Below are 18,797 nucleotides of genomic sequence, written 5' to 3' on the forward strand. Positions count from 1 at the left end.
GTCAGCTCTCCATTACTTAAACTGTCGGGAAGATAAGCTCTAACGCCTGCATTGAATCTTCCCACCCGGCACGTTCAAAAATGCCCTGTTGCAGGAAAGCTTCCAACTGTGGCCACAAAGTAATGGCTTTATCCAGCATTGGATCGCTCCCGCGCGCGTACGCGCCGACGCTCACCAGATCGCGGTTACGTTGGAAGCTCGACAGCAACTGCTTAAAGTTGCGCACGCGTGCGTAATGTTGTTCGGTAATCAAGGCTGTCATCGCGCGGCTGATGGACGCTTCAATGTCGATAGCCGGGTAGTGACCGGCTTCCGCCAGGCGGCGCGACAACACAATGTGTCCATCGAGAATGGCGCGCGCGGAGTCAGCGATAGGATCTTGTTGGTCATCCCCTTCGGTCAGCACGGTATAGAACGCGGTAATCGAGCCGCCGCCGTGAATACCGTTACCCGCACGTTCTACCAGCGCCGGTAATTTGGCGAAGACAGAAGGCGGATAACCTTTGGTGGCGGGCGGTTCGCCAATCGCCAGCGCGATTTCACGCTGCGCCATGGCATAACGCGTCAGGGAATCCATGATCAGAAGCACATGCTGACCGCGATCGCGGAAATCCTCAGCAATGCGCGTGGCGTAGGCAGCGCCCTGCATACGCAATAAAGGCGAGACATCCGCCGGTGCGGCGATCACAACAGAACGCGCGCGGCCTTCAGGCCCGAGGATGTTCTCGATAAAATCTTTCACTTCGCGGCCACGTTCGCCGATAAGCCCAACGACAATCACGTCGGCCTGGGTGTAACGCGCCATCATGCCTAACAGCACGCTTTTCCCGACGCCGGAACCGGCGAACAGACCCATACGCTGACCACGACCGACGGTTAACAACGCATTGATGGCGCGCACGCCGGTATCCAGAACGTGTTCAATCGCTGTACGTTGCAGCGGGTTAAATGGCTGAGTGACTAACGCGCCTGTTTCACCGGTATCCGGTGCCGGCAGGCCGTCGAGCGGTTTACCGCCGCCGTCCAGCACGCGGCCGAGCAGGGCAGGGCCGAGCGGCAGTTGCTTGCCGCTGTGTAAATTATCGCCCGTCGCGCTGCGGGCATACACGCGCGCGCCAGGCAAAATGCCTTCCACTTCTTCAAGAGGCATCAGGAACAGGCGCTGGCCGTTAAAACCGACCACTTCGCTTTCCACTTCGCGAGTTTCAAGCCCGTCCTGACGTTCGATAATGCACGTTGCTCCCAGCGGCAGTTGTAACCCGGTCGCTTCCAGCACCAGGCCGGTTGCGCGAGTCAGTCGGCCATAACGGCGCACAGAAGGCAGTTGCGTCATCTTTTGCTCGAAGTTATCCAGCGTTGTCAGCCAGCGGGTTAAACGTGCGGTCATCAAACGACTCCGGGTGCCGCCAGACGGCACAGTTCCTGCCAGCGCGTTGCTACGCTGGCGTCTAAATCGCCTTCATCGGCGGAAACTTTGCACCCGCCCTGATGCAGGGTCGGGTCGCCGCGCAAACGCCAGCCGTGCAGGCTGAGGGTCGCGCCAAGCATCTCTTCCACGCGCTGCAAATCGTCCGGGTGAACGCGCAACTGCGGTTTACCGCTGAACAGCGGCTCTTGTTGCAATAACAGCTGAATCTGTTTAATCAGCGCGCTGTTATCCACCACCGGCGCGTGGCCGAGCACCTGGCGCGCGGCTTCCAGCGCCATCTGCATCAGGCGGGACGCGATAACGCTGTCCAGCGCATCCAGCGTGTACTGAAATTCGCTGACCAGTTGCTGCATCCGCGCATGGATCGGCGCTTGCTGCTGGCGCGCCTGGTTCAGACCTTGCTCAATACCTTGCGCCAGGCCTTCCTGGTACGCGGCGTCGTAACCGGCTTTGCGGCCTTCCGCCAGCCCGGCGTTATACCCGGCGTCGTGGGCCTGCATTTGGATCTGCGCGAGATGCTGCTGTTGCTTCTGCTCGTCGCTTAATTCGTCTTCTTCACCTTCGCCGACATCGGTAGCCGGTTGCTCCTGCGTTATCAGCGGAGCGAATTCGGCAGCCAGCGGGATCGCCAGATCGTCTGGCGTCCACACCTTCCACGGCATTTCGTTAGACATACGTATCCTCGCCGCTGCCAATTACCATCTCGCCGGTTTCCGCCAGACGGCGAACGACGAGCAGGATAGCTTTCTGTTCGTTTTCCACCTGAGACAAGCGTACCGGGCCACGGTTGGCCAGGTCGTCGCGCAGGATATCTGCCGCACGCTGCGACATGTTGCGCAGGAACTTGTCGCGCAACGGTGGCTCCGCGCCTTTGAGGGCGATAAGCAAGGATTCGGAATCCACTTCCTGCAACAGACGCTGGATGGAACGGTCGTCGACATCCACCAGGTTTTCGAACAGGAACATCTCGTCGATAATTTTCTGTGCCAGCTCGCCGTCGAACTCGCGCACTGCGGTAATAACCGCTTCTTCCTGCTGCGTTTTCATCAGGTTGATGATTTCCGCCGCCGTTCTCACGCCACCCATTTTGCTGCGTTTGAGGTTCTGGCCGTCGAGCAGGTTGTTCAGCACTTCGGTCAGTTCCGCCAGCGCGGCCGGCTGGACGCCGCCGAAGGTGGCGATACGCAGCATCACATCGTGGCGCATACGCTCGTCAAACAGCGCAAGGATATCCGCCGCCTGCGAACGTTTGAGGTGCACAAGGATGGTGGCAATAATCTGCGGGTGTTCGTCGCGAATAAGGTCGGCGGCGCTCTGCGGCTCCATAAAGTTGAGCGTTTCGATGCCGCTGGTGGTATCGCGCGTTTCGAGAATATCTTCCAACAGGCTGGAGGCGCGCTCTTCGCCGAGTGCTTTCACCAGCACCGAACGCAGGTAATCGTTGGCGTTGATGTTCAGCGCCGCGAATTGTTCCGCCTCGTTTTCGAACTCCTGCAACACGTCCATCAACTGCTTGTTGGAAATCTGACGCACGCTGGCCATCGCGGTACTCAAGTGCTGGACTTCGCGGGCGGAGAGGTGCTTAAACACCTCGGCCGCGCGGTCTTCGCCAATGGTCATCAGCAGGATGACGCTTTTGTCCGTTCCGGAAAGATTATTGCTCATGTTCGTTACTCATCCACTGGCGAATGACCAGCGCCACGACGCGCGGATCGTTATCTGACATTTCGCGAATACGCTGGCTCATCACTTCGGCGCTCAGGCGCTGGTTAGAACGACGCTGCTGTTGCTGCTCGTCTTTGCTGAGACGTACTTCCACGGACTCTTCAATTTCTGAACGCGCTTGCGCGGCTTCCTGTGCGGCTTTCGCTTCTTCCTGGCGGCGAACCAGTTGCGGACGCACCGCTTTACGCCACAGCAGCCACGCCACAATCAGCACCAGTAACCAGCGGCCTGCGGTCATCAGCTGGTCGATAAACGACTGCTGCTGCCAGAACGGGATCTGACCACCGACATCATCTGTCGCGTTGAACGGCGAGTTCACCACGTTGAGGGAGTCACCGCGTTTTTCGGTGTAGCCCATCGCTTCGCGGGTCAAATCTTCAATCTGTTTCAACTGGTCGGCGGTCAGCGCGGCGGTTTTGCCATCTGCCAGCGTGCGGTAGTTCACCACCACGGCGACAGAGAGACGCTGAATATCGCCCACATTCATCTTGGTGTGACGAATGGTGCGGTCGACTTCATAGTTGTTCGTTTCGTTATGCGTGGTGTTACGCGGGCCGGACGTGGTATTGGTGCTGGTCGTCGACTGGCCTTGTTGCGCCTGACCTTGCGCATTTTGATTCTGCTGACCGTTCTGCTGATTCGCAGGCGGTGTGGTAATCGGCGCGGTGTTCGCCGGGGCTGGCTGGTTAGAGAGCGCACCCGGTACGCCGCCAGGATACTGGCCGCCAATCTGCTCGCTATTATTCACCTGACGAGAACGCAGCACCGCTTGTGCTGGGTCGCCGCCGTTCGGCGTGTATTGTTCTTCGGTCTGCTCTTTATTGGCGAAATCCAGTTGCGCCGTCACCTGCGCGTGAACGTTAGCGTTCCCGACGATCGGCCCAATAATCGATTCGATGCGACGTTGAATACGGCCTTCGACATCGGCGGTGTATTTCAGTTGTGCGTCATTGAGATCACGACCGGCGGTGCCGGATTGCGTCAGCAGGCGGCCGCTCTGATCAACCACAGTGACATTACCCGGCGGCAAACCTGCCACTGCGCTGGACACGAGGTGCACCATCGCGCTGATCTGACCGTCATCCAGCGCACGACCCGGCTGCAAATTCACGGTGACCGACGCGGAAGGGGATTTCTGCTCACGGACGAACAAAGAGGGTTTCGGCATCGCGAGGTGAACGCGCGCGCCTTTAACTGGACCGAGTGTTTCGATAGTGCGTGCGAGTTCGCCTTCCAGCGCGCGTTGGTAGTTAACTTGCTCGCTGAACTGGCTGATGCCGAATTTTTCTTGATCCAGCAGTTCAAAACCGACCGCGCCGCCTTTCGGCAGACCTTGCTGAGCGAGACGCAGGCGCAGTTCGTGCACTTTATCTGCTGGCACTTCAATCGCGCCGCTGCCGTCAGCGAAACGGTAAGGGATATTCATCTGCGTCAGCTGTGTGACGATTGCGCCGCCATCCTGATCGGACAGGTTGCTATAAAGGGTGCGATAGTCCGGCGCTTTCGCCCACAGAACCATCGCGACAACGATGGCAACGGCTGCGGCGGCGGCCACCATCAAAGGAATTTTGGGGTTCGCGCGTAAGCGGTTGATCCACTCTAGAGATTTATTCTGCGGTGCAGTTGTTGCAGTCGCACTCATTGCGCACCTCGTAACTCTGGGTGGATGTTGTTATTTGAGTTGAGAAACAAAACAGACTCCCGGGTCGGCAAACTCGACATATGTCCATTAACATGGCGATGCCATTATTTGACGAAACGGATTTTTCTATGCCTCAAATAACCTGGTTTTTTGTCGCTATTTACCGCCATTATCCCATTGACAAGCTGTTAACCTTGTCGGGTATCAAACCATCCGGGGATTTACAATGGCTATACAAGGCATTGAGAGCGTCGTCAGTCAGTTGCAGGCAACTGCCGGGATTGCGCGCAATCAGAGCGTGGAAAGCGAACCGTCGGTCAGCTTCGCCGGGCAACTGCATGCTGCGCTGGATCGCATTAGCGACACGCAAAACGCAGCGCGTACCCAGGCGGAAAAATTTACACTCGGTGAGCCGGGTGTGGCGTTGAACGACGTGATGACCGATCTGCAAAAATCCTCCATTTCTCTGCAAATGGGGATTCAGGTGCGTAACAAGCTGGTGTCTGCTTACCAGGACATCATGAATATGCAACTGTAGTTTGCAGCGTTAGCGAAGAGACCAGGCCGGATCGTTCCCGCCTGGTTTTTTTCGTTTCTGTAAAAAATATCCCCCTTTAGTAGTAGGGTATTTTTCCCTGCCTTGATGTTCTTTACAGAACTCTACTTTACGTTTTTTACACTTTTTACCCGCCAATAAACTGATAAGGGGGTCGATAGTGTTACGTGATACCGATCAAATTGATGCCACGCTTGCCAACCTGAATAAAATCGTCGACGGGCACTACGAATGGCTAGTCACGCTATTTGCAAGCGTTGTGGATAACTCCATTGAGCATTCGCCGGATGCTTATGATTGCTGCGTCGTGAAGGAATTGTTACAAGCGCTGAACGCAGTGGGGCCTGAAGATGCGCAATGTTTGCAGGTGATCCACACCGCGCATAGCCAGCTTCACGAAAGCGGTCGCAACTTGCTGGCGTCGATTCGAGAAAATGAGGCAACGGCGGCGAACTTTAATGACTTAAAAAACAGTTTGCAGATCTTTTCAACGGCGGTGCAGGCCTGGAAAAGCCTACTCTTAAACCGGCGCAACGCCCTCGATCCGCTGACCGACTTACCGGGCCGACGCTTGCTCGATGAGATTTATGCGCAACAACTGGCGATGGCCGACGGGCAGCATACTTACATACTGTTGATGGATATTGATCGCTTCAAAAAAATCAATGATAGCTGGGGGCATCTGGTCGGGGATGAAGTGTTGCGCGCGCTGGCGCAGCGCTTACGCGATGAAATCCGCAACAGCGATACCGCGTACCGCTACGGCGGCGAAGAGTTCATCGTTTTATTGCGCGCGCCGACGGATAAAGGCGCCTGCCAAACCGCGTTACGCCTGTGCGCAGCCATCGCACAGCAGCCGATTCAGTATCAACACCTGCAACTGTTTATTACGGTCACCCTTGGCGTGACGCGGGTGCGTTTTGGCGAAACCCTGGAGCAGGTTGAAGCGCGCGCGGATGCGGCGATGTATCGCGGTAAGCAGACCGGGCGTAACCGCTGCATGTTTATGGATGAAACAGGGGAGATTCGGCAGGTGACTGACTGAGCGGTGCAAGCCCTCTGCCGGGCGACAGAGGGCGCTGATTCGCTTATTTCTGGATCAAGTAGCGGATCGTCGGCCCATCCTGCTGGATATCCAGCACCGTGTAGCCGTGGTTTCGCGCATCCAGCGGAATGTTGTTAATCGACTGCGGGCAGTCGCTCACCACTTCGAGGATTTCCCCTTTTTTAAGCTGCGGCATCGCTTCGAGCGTGGCGACAGCCGGGTAAGGGCAGGGTTCACCGCGCATATCGAGGCGGTAATCAGGCACCATGCTCATGCTGGCTCCTTAATGGTGGTAGGGGTTGAACGGCGGCGGAAGAAGTGTTTCTCCCAGCCCACGACAAACAAAAACGCCGCCAGTAACAGAAGATAGGTCACCAGCAGGCCGCCGAGCGGGCCGAACGTATTGAGCAAATTGATTTTGTCCCAGTGGGTGGCCAGCGCTGGGGAAATATCATCCCAAAAGTAGGCGAGGATCGTGGAGCCAATCACATTGCCGAGGCCGACCCACCAGTAATGGACCTGGCCTTCAACGGCGCGGTACATCCAGCCGGTTTCGCACCCGCCCGCCAGCACAATGCCAAAGCCGAACAGCAAACCGCCGATCACCGCGTTTGGCCCGGCCCACATGATTTTGGCTTCCATCCCCAATTGCACATAGCTGAAGATGCCAATGGCGCTCGCCGCCATGCCGAAGATGATCGCTTTCGCCATCATCGTGCGCCCGGTGATCCACATATCGCGAAACGCTGAGGTAAAGCAGATTTGCGCCCGCTCAATCAGCAACCCAAAGCCCACGCCAAACAGCATCGCCAACCCGAGTTTCGGTTGGTTCATCGCCGTCAGCAGCGCCCAGCCGACCATGCCGATAAACACCAGCATGCCGAGGCGAAAACGGCGCTTCGCCTGCGAAGGCTTTTGCGTCAGCGGTGACGCGGCGCTGACTTTTTGCAACTTCACCGGAATGCGAAACAGCGGCAGCAGAGTAAAGCGCGCGCCAAACCAGGAACCAATCGCCGTGGCGATGGCAAAAAACCACGCGTGCAGGGAAAACTGCGGAATGCCGGTAAAGAAGGCGGCGAGGTTACAGCCCATCGCCAGACGCGCGCCAAAACCGGCAATGATGCCGCCGATCACCGCCTGAGCAATACGGATCCGGCTATGCGGGAAGCGCAGTTTGACGTTATTTGCCCACAGCGCCGCCGCGAAACAACCGCCGAACATGCCGATAATCATCATCCCATCAATGCGCGTCAGCGGCGTGCCGTCGAGATGAATCAGTTTGAAATAGCCCCACTCTTCGGTGTGCACGCCCGCCAGTTGCAATAACTGGCCACCCCAGCGCGTAAATTCGCCGGTAACCGCCCAGAACGTGCCGGTAAGACCAAAATAGTAGGTAGAGAGAATGCCCGCCGCGATAACCGCCGGGACAGGCGACCAGAACTTAATCAGAAAGCGGTCTTTGAACTGTTGCCATGACATAGTGGTGAGCCTCTGAACTCAGAAGGTGTTGAATGGTGCAGATAAGTCGTATAAAAGAAGCCGGATAATACACGCCACCGCCCGTAATCCCATGCACAATACGGCGAAAACCTGGCGCAGATCAAAGTTGTTCGCGCCGGGCGAAAGGCTGGCGATGATAAGGCTTTAATGCCACAATCGTTTTTTTTCGCGAGCAGGATGAAGAATGAAAAAGCGAGTGATTCTCGGCGCGATGCTGCTGTTGAGCGGCTGTGTTCAGGTGGATAATTATCAGGCGGTGGTAAAACACCCGGCACCCGCAGGGTTAGCGGGTTATTGGCAGTCGGCAGGGCCGCAAAGCAGCCTGGTCAGCCCGGAAGCGATCGCTAGCCTTATCGTCACGCCGCAAGGCGATACGCTGGATTGCCGCCAGTGGCAGCGCGTGATTGCGGTGCCCGGCAAGCTGATGCTGAGCGGCGATACGCTTTATAACGTGACGCAAAAACGCGATGTTTACCGTCTTTCACGTGAAGATAACCTGCTGGAGTTCGACGGTTTAACCCTCAAGCGTGTTGATAAGCCGACCGTGGAGTGCCAGCAAGCGCTGGAGAAAGCTGGCCTGGATATCAATAAATAATCCCACTGCGCCGGGTTTTCGCCCGGCGTATTTTGTTACAGCGCCTCTTGTTGTACCCACACGCTGACGCTTCCGCCATGGCAGGTAAACACGCCAGTTCCGTTTTCGTCGGTCACGATGGTCTCTTCGCGGTTGGCGAGAAAATCCTGCCACGTTTTATTGGCGTAGTTTTCGCCCAGCGCGAGCGTTTTCTCCCCGTCGTCGCCGTTTGACATCACCACCACACACCCCGGATCCTCCGCCGTTCCGCTGCGGCTAAACGCAATGCAGTTGGGATGATCGAACCATAACGTTTGCACGCCGTGGGCAAAGCGCTGGCGGGCCAGGATCATCTGTTCGAGCTTATCAATGACCGGCATATCAACGTGATGCGTTTCGCCATCACCGCCAATATCGTCATAACTTGCGCCGTACAGATCCGGGTAGAACACCGACGGCACCCCGTTTTCGCGTAGCAGGATCAACGCATACGCCAGCGGTTTAAACCACGCTTCCACCGGTGCCTCCAGCGCCTGTAACGGCTGAGTGTCATGGTTTGCCACCAGCGTAACCGCATGAAACGGATCGGCTTCCACCAGCGTGCCGGTGAAAATTTGGCGCATGTCGTATTCGCGTCCCTGTTTCGACGCCTCGTGGAATTTCATGTGCAGCGGCGCGTCAAACAGCATCGTTTTGCCATCAACCTGGTCAATATACTGGTGCAGTTTGTCGACGTCGGGCGACCAATATTCCGCCACGATAAACAGCGGTTTCGGTGCGACGTCCTGCACATGCTCAATCCACTCTTTAAAGAACCAGACGGGAATGTGTTTCACCGCATCAAGGCGAAAACCGTCGCAGTGCGTCTGCTCCATCACCCAGCGCGCCCAATATTTGATCTCTTCTGTCACCGCGTGATTACGAAAATCGATATTCGCGCCCATCAGGTAATCGAAGTTACCCAGTTCATCGTCAACCTGATCGTTCCAGCCTTCGCCGGTGTAGTCGTTAACGATTTTGAACACGCCGTCTTCGTCCGGGTTCTCGATATGATCGACGCCGCTAAAGCATTTATAGTCCCAAATGAATTTTGAATAGCGCCCGGCGCGGGCAGGGAAGGTGAAGCGCGTCCACGCCTCGCAGTCCAGCACCTCGTCATCGATTTGTGTGCGGTCTTGTCCGTTGACCCGATTAACGCGAATCGCCTCTTTTTCATCGGCGCCCATTTTGTGGTTCACCACCACATCGAGCAGCACGGCAATCTCGTTTTGTTGCAGCGCGCGAATCGCGGCGAGCAACTGCTGTTTATCGCCATATTTGGTGGCGAGTGAGCCTTTTTGCTCAAACTCACCTAAATCGAACAGATCGTAGCTGTCGTAGCCCACCGAATCGCCACCGCTCGCGCCTTTACAGGCTGGCGGCAGCCAAACCATATTGATGCCCATATCATTAAAACCGGCGGCGCGTTCGCTCAATTCAGACCAGAGCGTGCCGCCGTTCGGGGAGTACCAGTGAAACGTTTGTAACAGAGTGGGGTTTCTCATCGTCCATGCTCCAGAATGCGACTCTCGAAGTATGGATGAGTTTTGAAAAAGCGAACGTTAAAAACCGATCGCTTGCCCATCACGCCGACTGTCGCTTGCTGCCACATAACCGTGGTGCGCATCGTCAGACAAACGCCAGATAAACTGCCCGGCGCCAAAATCCATATACGCATCGTCAATGGTATGCAGCCGCTGACCCCGCGCCTGCAACTGCGCGGCAACCTGTGGGTCGAAATGGCTTTCCAGATCTAACGAGAAATCGCGGTTAAGTTTCCAGCGCGGCGCGTCACAGGCGGCCTGCGGTTGCTGCTGGTAATCCAGCATTCTGACCAGCGTCTGCACATGGCCCTGCGGTTGCATATCGCCGCCCATCACGCCGAAGCTCATCTGCGGCTGGCCGTCTTTGGTGAGAAACGCCGGAATAATGGTATGAAACGGGCGTTTGCCCGGCTGCACCACGTTGGCAGAACGTGGATCGCTGGAGAAACCCGCGCCACGGTTTTGCAGGCTGATGCCAAACGCCGGCACCACCACGCCCGAACCAAAGCCCATGTAGTTGGACTGAATAAACGACACCATCATGCCGTGCTCGTCGGCGGTGGTGAGGTAAACGGTGCCGCCGCTGCGCGGAAGGCCCGCCGTCGGCGTGCTGGCGCGCGTCATATCAATTTGTGCTGCGCGCTGTTGCAGATAACCACGCTCCAGCATCTGCTCCGGCGTCACCTCCATCGACGTTGGGTCGGCGACATAGCGGTAAACATCGGCGAAGGCCAGTTTCATCGCTTCGATTTGCAGATGCTGCGCTTCCACGCTGTCCAGTTCAAACGCGGTGAGATCGAACTGTTCAAGGATGCCGAGCGCAATCAGCGCCGCGATCCCCTGGCCGTTCGGCGGCAACTCATGTACGTCATACCCGCGATAGCGCTGGCTTATTGGCGTCACCCATTCTGGCTGATACTGCGCCAGATCGGTGAGTGTCAGGCTGCCGCCATTTTTTTGCGCCCAGCGCACCGTCGCGTCGGCAATTTCTCCTTCGTAAAACGCGCGTGCGCCCTGATCCGCCAGCAACCGTAACGCTTTGGCGGCGGCGGGAAAGCGAAACAGTTCGCCGGTGTGCGGCGCGCGTTTGGCAGGCATAAAAGCCTGCGCGAAACCCGGTTGATTTTCCAGCGCCGGCACCGCCGCCTGCCATTTGCGCGCCACCATTGGTGCCAGCGTAACGCCGCGCTCAGCCAGTTCGATGGCGCTCTCCAGCAGGCGCGAGAAGGGCAGTTTGCCGAAACGGCGGTGCAGGGCGTCCCAACCGGCAATCGCGCCCGGCACCGTTACCGCATCCCAACCGCGCTCCGGGCGTCGCGCCAGCCCTTGCGCATCCTCGCCGTAGCGTTGGCGAAAATAATTAACATCCCAGGCTGACGGCGCCGGGCCGGAGGCGTTCAAACCGTGTAATTGCCCGTCCGCCCACACCAGCGCAAACGCATCGCTGCCCAGTCCATTGGAGACCGGTTCGACAATGGTCAGTGTCGCGGCCGTGGCGATGGCGGCATCCACCGCGTTGCCGCCGTCGAGCAAGACGCGGTGACCGGCCTGTGCCGCCAATGGGTGCGAGGTAGAAACCACATTACGCGCGAACACCGGGGTGCGCACCATGCGGTATGGGTTATGCCAGTTAAAGGTCATGCACTTTCCCCTGTAATCGTTGTTCGGCGGCGGTCTGCAACACCCGGCGGTCGACTTTATTGGTGCCCGCCAGCGGGAAATGGTCGGTCAGCCAGATATGGCGCGGGTGCAGATAGGCCGGGCCATGTTCCAGCGCCCAGCTTTTGAGCGCGTGCGGCGTAACATCTTCGCCCGCGCGCGGGATCACCCACGCCACCGGTTTTTGCCCTTTGATGTCATCAAGCACCGGCACCACGCAGGCTTGTTGTACCTGCGGGTGGCGCTCAAGTAGTTTCTCAACTTCGCCTGGCCAGATGTTTTCACCGCCGCAGACAAACATGTCGTCGTGGCGACCGACAAACCAGTAAAAACCCTGCGCGTCACGGCGAAAGACATCGCCGGTGATGTAGAAGCCGTCAGCACTGAAGGGGGCGGCGACATCCGGGCGCTGGTGGTAACCCTGCATCAGCGCCGGGCTTTTCATCTCCAGCACGCCTTCATCGGCGGGATCGCCCGCGCTATTACGCAACCGCACGCTGACCGCCGGGTGCGGGTAACCCGGTGAACCGGCAGGTGTTGGGGTGCCATCCGGGTGCGGGCCAAACACCACCGGGCCGCCTTCGGTGGTACCGTAGGCGTTGATAATGCGCGCCTGCGGTAACCACTGGCGTAATGCGCTGTCGAGGCTGTCGCTCACCGGGGCGGAACCCATGCGGATCACCCGCACACATGAAAGGTCGCAGGTTTCGCGTAAATCCGTTTCGCGCAGCATCATCGCCAGCATCGGCGGTACGGCGGTCAGCCAGGTGCAGCGATAGCGGTGCACCGCCTGCAAATAATTGCGCGCGGCAAACTGCGGCAATAAAACGGTAGTGACATGGCTGGCAAGGGTTAACAACGCCAGCGCAAGGGCGTTCATATGGTAAAACGGCGCGGCAATCAACACGCGCTCGCCGCTCAGCTCCCGCTGTGCCAGCCGGGTTTCAACCACCCAGCGGTGGCTGGCGTGAGTGAGACGCACACCTTTCGGCATGCCGGTGGAGCCGGAGGTATAAAGCAGCAGCGCCAGATCGTCGTCACCGGGAATAAACGCCGGGCGTTCGCCCACGCGTTGCCGTTGCGCCAGTTCCTCGCCGAAGGCCACGCGCGGGATGTCGCCCTCTAAACGCGCAAGCTGATCGCTATCGCCCAGCAGCATGCGGCTGCCGCTGTCCACGAGAATGCGGTTGATGGTCTCGACCGGAAAACGGAAATTGATCGGCACCGCCACCAGGCCCGCGCGCATGATGCCAAGCAGGCTGGCGATATAGTCAATGGAGTTGCGCGCAAGGATTGCTACCCGCGCGCCTTGCGGCCAGCCGAATTGCTGCAAGCTAATGCCGATGGCGTCCGCCTGCATATCAAGCTGGCGAAAGCTGATCTCCTGTTGGTGGTGATCATCAAGCGGGGTGATAAACGCTGCCCGTTCGCTGTTACGTAATTCGGGGGAAAAAACACCCAGGTTATCAGCCATCAATAAACTCCAGCACCAGGGTCAGCGCGGGGATTGCCACACGCAGTTGCCCGTTGTGAGATGCCTGCGGCAGGTTAAGTTCTCGCGCTGCCGTGGCTACGTCATTCAGATCACGCCCCGATATTTTGACGGCGGCAAACAGGCTTTCCCGCTGCCCGTCGAGCGGCAGCAGCGCCGCGTAGTCAGCGCGCCAGTCGTCGTAACTCAGCACGCGCAGCAAATCGCTGTCGCCAAGCTGCGCATACTGCGCACGGGTCGCGGCAATGTCCTGCGCCACAATCGTCAATTCGCGAATGGCACCCGCTTGCAGCCACTCGTCGCGCCACACCCACTCTGGCGTATGGTGCTGACAGAAATAGACCCGCCCGGCGCTGAAGGTGTCGGGGGCAAGGCGCACGGTGGTAAAGCGCGCCTCACCGCGCGCCTCGCCGCTGACCACCTCGCGGGAAAAGTGGCGCGGTGGCTGCACATTGAAGCCTGCCGCGCGCAGCGCGTTTTCTGTTGCCTGGGCGTCGTCACTGGCAAACACCAGGCCGTCGAGGCCCGGAGGGGTGGCGAGTAACTCTTCGCGCCGCGTTTCGCCGCTTTCGGGCAAACCAATCAGCTCAAGATAGTGGTCGTTAAACATGATCAGATGGTTAATCGAACCGAGCGTGTGGTAGCCCTTAGGCGTGAGGGCAAACCCCAGCGCCCGGAACCAGCCCGCGCATTCCTCCAGCGCGAAGTGGCTGTTGATAACCACATGATCGAGCTTCAGGTTCATGCCGCCCCCACTTGCGCCGGAGTAGCGTAAAGGCCGCGCCCGCTGGCAACCAATTGCCCTTCGGCGTCATACACCCAGGCTTCGGCGCTGGAGGCCAGTTTGCCGCGTTTGATGACTTTCGCTTTCACCGTCAGATCGCCACGGGCAGGGCGGTGATAATCCACATGGACATTGAGCGTCGGCACGCCTTTGCCCGTCCACGCGACCAGCGCCCAGTCGGCGGCTAAATCAATGAGTGTGGCGAGAATGCCGCCGTGGATATACCCGCCCGCCGCGTTCACCACCCACTCTTCGCGAAAGGGCGCCAGCAGAGTGATTTCGCCTTCGCCCGCGCTCTGGACTTTCAGCCCCAGCCACTGGTGATACGGGCCTTGCAGTAACTTTTGTTCGATTTCCTGCGCGTTCATTGCTCACTCCTGCTTATGGTTTAACAATCACTTTGCCCAACACTTCACGATCGCGGATCAACCGCAACCCTTCCGCCGCTTCTTCCAGCGGGAGCACCCGGTCGATTAACGGTTTGATTTGTTCATTCGCCACCATCTCCAGCAGCGCGGTGAGATCCTCGGCATAGAAGCTATTGGAACCTTTGATATTGAGTTCAAAACTCCAGACGTAGCGCAGATCTTCCTGCGGGTCGTAACCTGCCGTCGCGCCGCACACCAGCAGCGTGCCGCCGCGTTTCAGGCATTTGAGCGACGGGCGCCAGGTGTCGCCGCCGGTAAAGTTAATCACCACATCCACGCCACCTTCATAGGTGCGGCGCTGCGGTTTGCCATATTGCTCGATCGCCCAGCGCGAGAAATCCTGTTCGCGGTAATTGACCACCCGATCCGCGCCGAGCGCTTTCAGGGCGGCGGCTTTCTCATCGCTGCCCGCGCAGGCAATCACTTCCGCGCCGAGGTGTTTCGCCAGCACCACGCAGGCCGTACCCACGCCGCCGCTGGCGCCGAGGATCAGCACCCGGTCGCCCGCTTTAATGGTGTTGTGGGTGATCAACATCCGGTGCGCGGTGCCATAGGCCACCGGCAGCGCGGCGGCGGCTTCAACACTGACTCCCTGCGGGATGGCGATAAGCTGGCGGGCATCGACCAGCGCATATTCCGCCATGCCGCCGTCGGTCATTTCGCCCATCAGCCCGACACCCGGTTTCAGCGGGTTGACCAGCACCCGATCGCCGACATGCCAGCCGCTGACACCTTCGCCGATGCTGTCGATGGTGCCCGCCAGATCCAGCCCTGGCACCACCGGCAGCGGCACTTTGATGCCCGGCATGCCTTGTACGGTGAACACATCGTGATAGTTAAACGAGGCCGCGCCGACGCGCACGACCACGTGCCCGGCTTGCGCCTGCGGCTGTGCCTTATGGTTATCGATTTGCAGTTGCTCAAGGCCACCGTGTTGTTGCAATACCAGCGCTTTCATTGGGTTTTTCCTCTATTTGCTATTTTTTGCCGCCAGATATGGGCGAGCGTCGAACAGGCTGTCACTAAGCCCGCCTTTTATGGCACCGCTGCTTAACAGCACGGCGTGTTCACGTTTCAGGGTGTCGATGTCGGCTGGTTCAAAGGACATCTGGTTCATGCGATCCCAGAGCTGGACGTAAGCGCGCGCCTGGTCTTCCGGCAGGCTGGCTTTGCTTTTCAGGATCTTCACCACCTCATCCGGGTGGCGGCGTCCCCAGTCGAGGGTGTCGCGCAGGGCGGCAACCACGTTCGCCACGGTTTGTGGTTGTTGCTCAATCAGTTCACTGCGCACGGCGCCAACGCCGATATAGGGCAGGGCATCGCTGTGGGTGAGTTTTTTCCACTCATCCGCAAAGGTGCTGATAACGGTCAGTTTCAGTTCCGGCAGTTGGTTCACCGTCAGCGTGCGCAGCGCGGCGCCATCCACCTGTTTTTGCGCGAGGAACTGCGCCAGGCGGGATTCATTGCCGCCGACCAGCGAGAATTGATTGGCGGCGATACCGGCGTTTTCCTGCAACAGCGTGGTGCCAATCACCGCCACCGACGAACCGGCGGGCGACATACCGACTTTCTTGCCTTTCAGTTGCGCGAGCGAGGTAATCGGCGAGCCTTGCGGCACCACAAAGGCCACATCCGCGGGCTGGGTGGCGGCAAAGATTTTTACCGGTACGCCTTCAGAAGCGACGCTAAACACGCCCGCCACCGGCGCGCCAAACGCCAGATCAATGGAGCCAGAAGCCAGCGCTTTCAGCGGCGCATTGACATCCGGGAAGTGAACAAACTCGGCATCCACGCCGCGTTTTTTCAAAAAGTCCTGACTTTCCAGCACCGACCCATAGCCGAGGCTTACGCCAGAAGTCCAATACCCGATGCGCACCTTACCGGCGGCGAGGCTTATTTGCGGCAGCAATGCCGCCAGCAGTGTGGAAATAACCAACAGCTTTTTCATCTCTTTACCCCTGTGTGAATCGTGTTATGCGCGTTTTTTCCAGCGAAAAAGATGTCGCTCCAGCGGTTTTAACAACCCGCCTTCGAGCAGCAACATCAATGAAACGAGTAACAGCGTCCAGGCGAACACCTGGCTGGTTTGCACCAGATCGCCCGCCTGGCGCAGGCGATAGCCAATGCCGTCGGACGAACCGAGCGTTTCGGCGACCAGTGAGACGCGCCAGCCGAAACCAAAGGCCAGCCGCGCGCCGGAGAAGAAATAAGGCAAAATGGTGGGCAGATAAACTTTGCGCAGCGTTTGCCAGCGGCTCATGCGAAAGCTGCGCGCCAGCTCGACAAAGTGCGCGTCGACGTTTTGCGCCCCTTGCCAGACATTGGTGAGGATCAGCGGCATGGCGGTCATAAACACCACGAAAATGGTGGTGGCGTCGGAAATGCCGAACCAGATAATGGCGAAAATGGCCCAAATGGCGGAAGACACGGTGTTGAACACCGCCAGCAGCGGCTCGAAGAAACGCGCTACCCGCGCACTGGCGCCGAGCGCCAGGCCACCGACCGTGCCGACCAGCGCGGCGAGTAAAAAGCCCGAGGCCACGCGACCAAATGTCACACGCACATCGTGCAGCAGGTTATCGCCTTGCCACAGCGCCACTAGCGCCTGCCAGGTGGTCGCCGGTCCAGGTAAAACAAACGCCGGAAGATGCTGCGAGGCCAGCCACCAGCCGACAAGAAACAGCAGTAACATCGCCAGCCGTTGCAGCACCAGGCTGAAGGTGCGGGTCAGCAGGTTCATCTCATACCTCCAGACGCAGCAGGCGGATCTGCTCATTGACCGCGGGATGAGTGGCAATGCGCGGGCGTGGCAAATCAAGCGGGGTTTCATTGTGTAAACGCCCCGGATGCGGTTTGAGGATCAGCACGCGGTCGGCGAGCACCACCGCTTCTTCCACATCGTGCGTGACCAGCACCACGGTCATGCCGGTCAGGTGCTGAATGCGCAATAACTCGTCATGCATCGCGCTACGGGTTTGCGGATCGAGGCGCGAAAAGGGTTCGTCCATCAGCAAAATTTCGGGCTGCACCACAAGGCTGCGTGCCAGCGCCACGCGGCTGCGCATGCCGCCGGAAAGCTGATGCGGCCAGTGGCGGATGAACTCGGCGAGGCCGACTAATTCGAGCGCCTCAGCGACGCGTTGCCGACGCGTTTTGGCGTCGAGGCCGCTGTTTTCCAGACCGAAATGAACATTCTGTTCGACGGTGCGCCACGGCAGCAGGCGATCTTCCTGAAACAGATAAGCGACGCGCTGCCAGTGTTGAAACTTCTCAGATGGCACACCTTGCAACAGGATCTCGCCGCTGTCGGCGGGCAATAAGCCGGACATGATATTCAGCAGGGTGCTTTTTCCGCCGCCGGACGCGCCAAGCAGCGCGACAATTTCACCGCGCTGGATGGTCAGCGAAATATTCTCCAGCACCTTTTGCGCGGCAAAGGATTTGCTCACCGCCAACAGCGCAATACTTTTTTGCGTATCAGGTAGGGTAGATATTGTCACTCGACGGCCTCCTGAAATAACACCGGTAATAATGTGCCTTCTTTACTTAATGTCGCGTAAATCTTTTCCAGGGTCATAGCCTGGAATGTTTCGATATGGCGTCGGGCAATAAATTCGACGCGTTTGGCGTCGCCTTCAATAAATGCCTCAATCATTGCGTTATGGTCGTGTTTTATTTCCGGCTTGGTGCCTTGCACGTTAAATCCTAATGCCACCAGACGCGCCATTTCATCCATTAAGCCAGATAAAGTACGAATTAAATGACTATTGCCGGTGGCTTCGGCAATGGCTAAATGAAAGCGTTTGTTGGCATTCATAAACACGTCGATGCGCGTGGAAAGCGGCGCGGTTAATTCGATGCGGCAATCCGCTTCCAGCTTGCGCAGCAAATCAATATCCACTTTACGTACCGCAAGCCTTGCCGCCAGCGGCTCAAGCTGAGCGCGCAGGGTAAAAATCTCTTCCACATCCTGTAAGGTGATCGGCGCAATGCGGTAGCCTTTACGCGGGCGCGACTCCACCAAAAAATCATGGCTGAGGCGCGCCAGCGCCAGCCGACAGGTGCTTTTGCCTAACTGGTAACGTTCCATCAATTCAGATTCTGTGACCAGCGTGCCGGGCATCATCTGGCAGGTCAGAATATCGCGACGCAGAGTGTGATAAGCCTGTTCGCTTAAAGATAAAGAATTCGTCACGCCGGGCCTCTTAATGACATTAGCGAACTGTGAGCAGCCCACTGTGATGTTTTGAATATCTTAGAGGGGCCATTCTGTGACAGCTTTCACGTCGCGCCTAATAATTAAAATGGCAATGCAATGCGCAAATTTATCTATTGTGGGATGCTCAGATATTTCATGTGAGATTATTAGTGGGCAGTTCA

The 18,797-nt window shown here is 58.1% G+C and carries 19 protein-coding genes; 3 read left to right on the plus strand and 16 right to left on the minus strand.

The window, feature by feature from the left end; translation table 11 throughout:
• Window positions 1–16 precede the first annotated feature (16 nt).
• The 4 genes from fliI to fliF are packed head-to-tail and all read right to left on the minus strand — an operon-like array spanning window position 17 to window position 4,796.
• Window positions 17–1,387: a flagellar protein export ATPase FliI gene (gene fliI, locus AAEY27_RS08950; RefSeq protein WP_342324748.1), complete on the minus strand. Its 1,371-nt coding sequence runs from the start codon at window positions 1,385–1,387 to the stop codon at window positions 17–19.
• Complete coding sequence (gene fliH / locus AAEY27_RS08955) at window positions 1,387–2,103, minus strand: flagellar assembly protein FliH (protein ID WP_342324750.1); 717 nt, start codon at window positions 2,101–2,103, stop codon at window positions 1,387–1,389. Before fliH ends, fliI begins: the two co-directional genes overlap by 1 nt.
• On the minus strand, window positions 2,096–3,094 hold the full coding sequence (fliG, locus tag AAEY27_RS08960; protein WP_342324752.1) for a flagellar motor switch protein FliG: 999 nt from the start codon (window positions 3,092–3,094) through the stop codon (window positions 2,096–2,098). Before fliG ends, fliH begins: the two co-directional genes overlap by 8 nt.
• The gene (gene fliF / locus AAEY27_RS08965) at window positions 3,084–4,796 is read right to left on the minus strand and encodes a flagellar basal-body MS-ring/collar protein FliF (RefSeq protein WP_342324754.1); all 1,713 of its coding nucleotides are present in this window, start codon (window positions 4,794–4,796) and stop codon (window positions 3,084–3,086) included. Before fliF ends, fliG begins: the two co-directional genes overlap by 11 nt.
• A 226-nt stretch (window positions 4,797–5,022) precedes the next feature.
• Here fliF and fliE point away from each other — a divergent pair, with 226 nt between their 5' ends.
• Window positions 5,023–5,334 carry a flagellar hook-basal body complex protein FliE gene (fliE, locus tag AAEY27_RS08970; RefSeq protein WP_342324756.1) on the plus strand — a complete coding sequence of 104 codons (312 nt, stop codon included), beginning with the start codon at window positions 5,023–5,025 and terminating at the stop codon, window positions 5,332–5,334.
• 178 nt (window positions 5,335–5,512) lie between these two features.
• A complete protein-coding gene (locus AAEY27_RS08975; RefSeq protein WP_342324758.1) occupies window positions 5,513–6,397 on the plus strand; it encodes a diguanylate cyclase in 885 nt (294 codons plus the stop codon).
• A 43-nt stretch (window positions 6,398–6,440) separates the two neighbouring features.
• On the opposite strand, the gene yedF is transcribed toward AAEY27_RS08975, so the two are convergent.
• Both yedF and yedE read right to left on the minus strand, forming a co-directional pair.
• Window positions 6,441–6,671, minus strand: a complete 231-nt coding sequence (gene yedF, locus AAEY27_RS08980; protein ID WP_342324759.1) for a sulfurtransferase-like selenium metabolism protein YedF — start codon at window positions 6,669–6,671, stop codon at window positions 6,441–6,443.
• Window positions 6,668–7,876 (minus strand): selenium metabolism membrane protein YedE/FdhT, encoded by a 1,209-nt coding sequence (gene yedE / locus AAEY27_RS08985; protein ID WP_342324760.1) that lies wholly within the window; start codon window positions 7,874–7,876, stop codon window positions 6,668–6,670. Before yedE ends, yedF begins: the two co-directional genes overlap by 4 nt.
• Window positions 7,877–8,081: 205 nt before the next feature.
• On the opposite strand from yedE, the gene yedD reads away from it, so the two are divergent.
• A complete protein-coding gene (gene yedD, locus AAEY27_RS08990) occupies window positions 8,082–8,492 on the plus strand; it encodes a lipoprotein YedD (protein ID WP_342324761.1) in 411 nt (136 codons plus the stop codon).
• 35 nt (window positions 8,493–8,527) lie between these two features.
• On the opposite strand, the gene amyA is transcribed toward yedD, so the two are convergent.
• The 10 genes from amyA to AAEY27_RS09040 are packed head-to-tail and all read right to left on the minus strand — an operon-like array spanning window position 8,528 to window position 18,612.
• On the minus strand, window positions 8,528–10,015 hold the full coding sequence (amyA, locus tag AAEY27_RS08995) for an alpha-amylase (protein ID WP_342324762.1): 1,488 nt from the start codon (window positions 10,013–10,015) through the stop codon (window positions 8,528–8,530).
• A 57-nt stretch (window positions 10,016–10,072) separates the two neighbouring features.
• Complete coding sequence (gene ggt / locus AAEY27_RS09000; protein ID WP_342324763.1) at window positions 10,073–11,695, minus strand: gamma-glutamyltransferase; 1,623 nt, start codon at window positions 11,693–11,695, stop codon at window positions 10,073–10,075.
• A complete protein-coding gene (locus AAEY27_RS09005) occupies window positions 11,685–13,187 on the minus strand; it encodes a class I adenylate-forming enzyme family protein (protein WP_342324764.1) in 1,503 nt (500 codons plus the stop codon). The genes ggt and AAEY27_RS09005 overlap by 11 nt, the downstream gene beginning before the upstream one ends.
• Window positions 13,180–13,950, minus strand: coding sequence for a VOC family protein (locus tag AAEY27_RS09010; protein WP_342324766.1), 771 nt, complete (start codon window positions 13,948–13,950; stop codon window positions 13,180–13,182). The genes AAEY27_RS09005 and AAEY27_RS09010 overlap by 8 nt, the downstream gene beginning before the upstream one ends.
• Complete coding sequence (locus AAEY27_RS09015; protein WP_342324768.1) at window positions 13,947–14,357, minus strand: PaaI family thioesterase; 411 nt, start codon at window positions 14,355–14,357, stop codon at window positions 13,947–13,949. Before AAEY27_RS09015 ends, AAEY27_RS09010 begins: the two co-directional genes overlap by 4 nt.
• A gap of 13 nt (window positions 14,358–14,370) precedes the next feature.
• Window positions 14,371–15,375 carry a zinc-binding dehydrogenase gene (locus AAEY27_RS09020; RefSeq protein WP_342324770.1) on the minus strand — a complete coding sequence of 335 codons (1,005 nt, stop codon included), beginning with the start codon at window positions 15,373–15,375 and terminating at the stop codon, window positions 14,371–14,373.
• 12 nt (window positions 15,376–15,387) lie between these two features.
• A complete protein-coding gene (locus AAEY27_RS09025; RefSeq protein ID WP_342324772.1) occupies window positions 15,388–16,365 on the minus strand; it encodes an ABC transporter substrate-binding protein in 978 nt (325 codons plus the stop codon).
• Between the two features lie 24 nt (window positions 16,366–16,389).
• The gene (locus AAEY27_RS09030) at window positions 16,390–17,157 is read right to left on the minus strand and encodes an ABC transporter permease (protein WP_342324774.1); all 768 of its coding nucleotides are present in this window, start codon (window positions 17,155–17,157) and stop codon (window positions 16,390–16,392) included.
• A 1-nt stretch (window position 17,158) separates the two neighbouring features.
• Window positions 17,159–17,917 carry an ABC transporter ATP-binding protein gene (locus tag AAEY27_RS09035; RefSeq protein ID WP_342324776.1) on the minus strand — a complete coding sequence of 253 codons (759 nt, stop codon included), beginning with the start codon at window positions 17,915–17,917 and terminating at the stop codon, window positions 17,159–17,161.
• The gene (locus AAEY27_RS09040) at window positions 17,914–18,612 is read right to left on the minus strand and encodes a GntR family transcriptional regulator (protein WP_342324778.1); all 699 of its coding nucleotides are present in this window, start codon (window positions 18,610–18,612) and stop codon (window positions 17,914–17,916) included. Before AAEY27_RS09040 ends, AAEY27_RS09035 begins: the two co-directional genes overlap by 4 nt.
• Window positions 18,613–18,797 lie beyond the last annotated feature (185 nt).

The organism is Kosakonia sp. BYX6, from assembly GCF_038449125.1.
GTDB classification, from domain to species: Bacteria; Pseudomonadota; Gammaproteobacteria; order Enterobacterales; family Enterobacteriaceae; genus Kosakonia; species Kosakonia calanthes.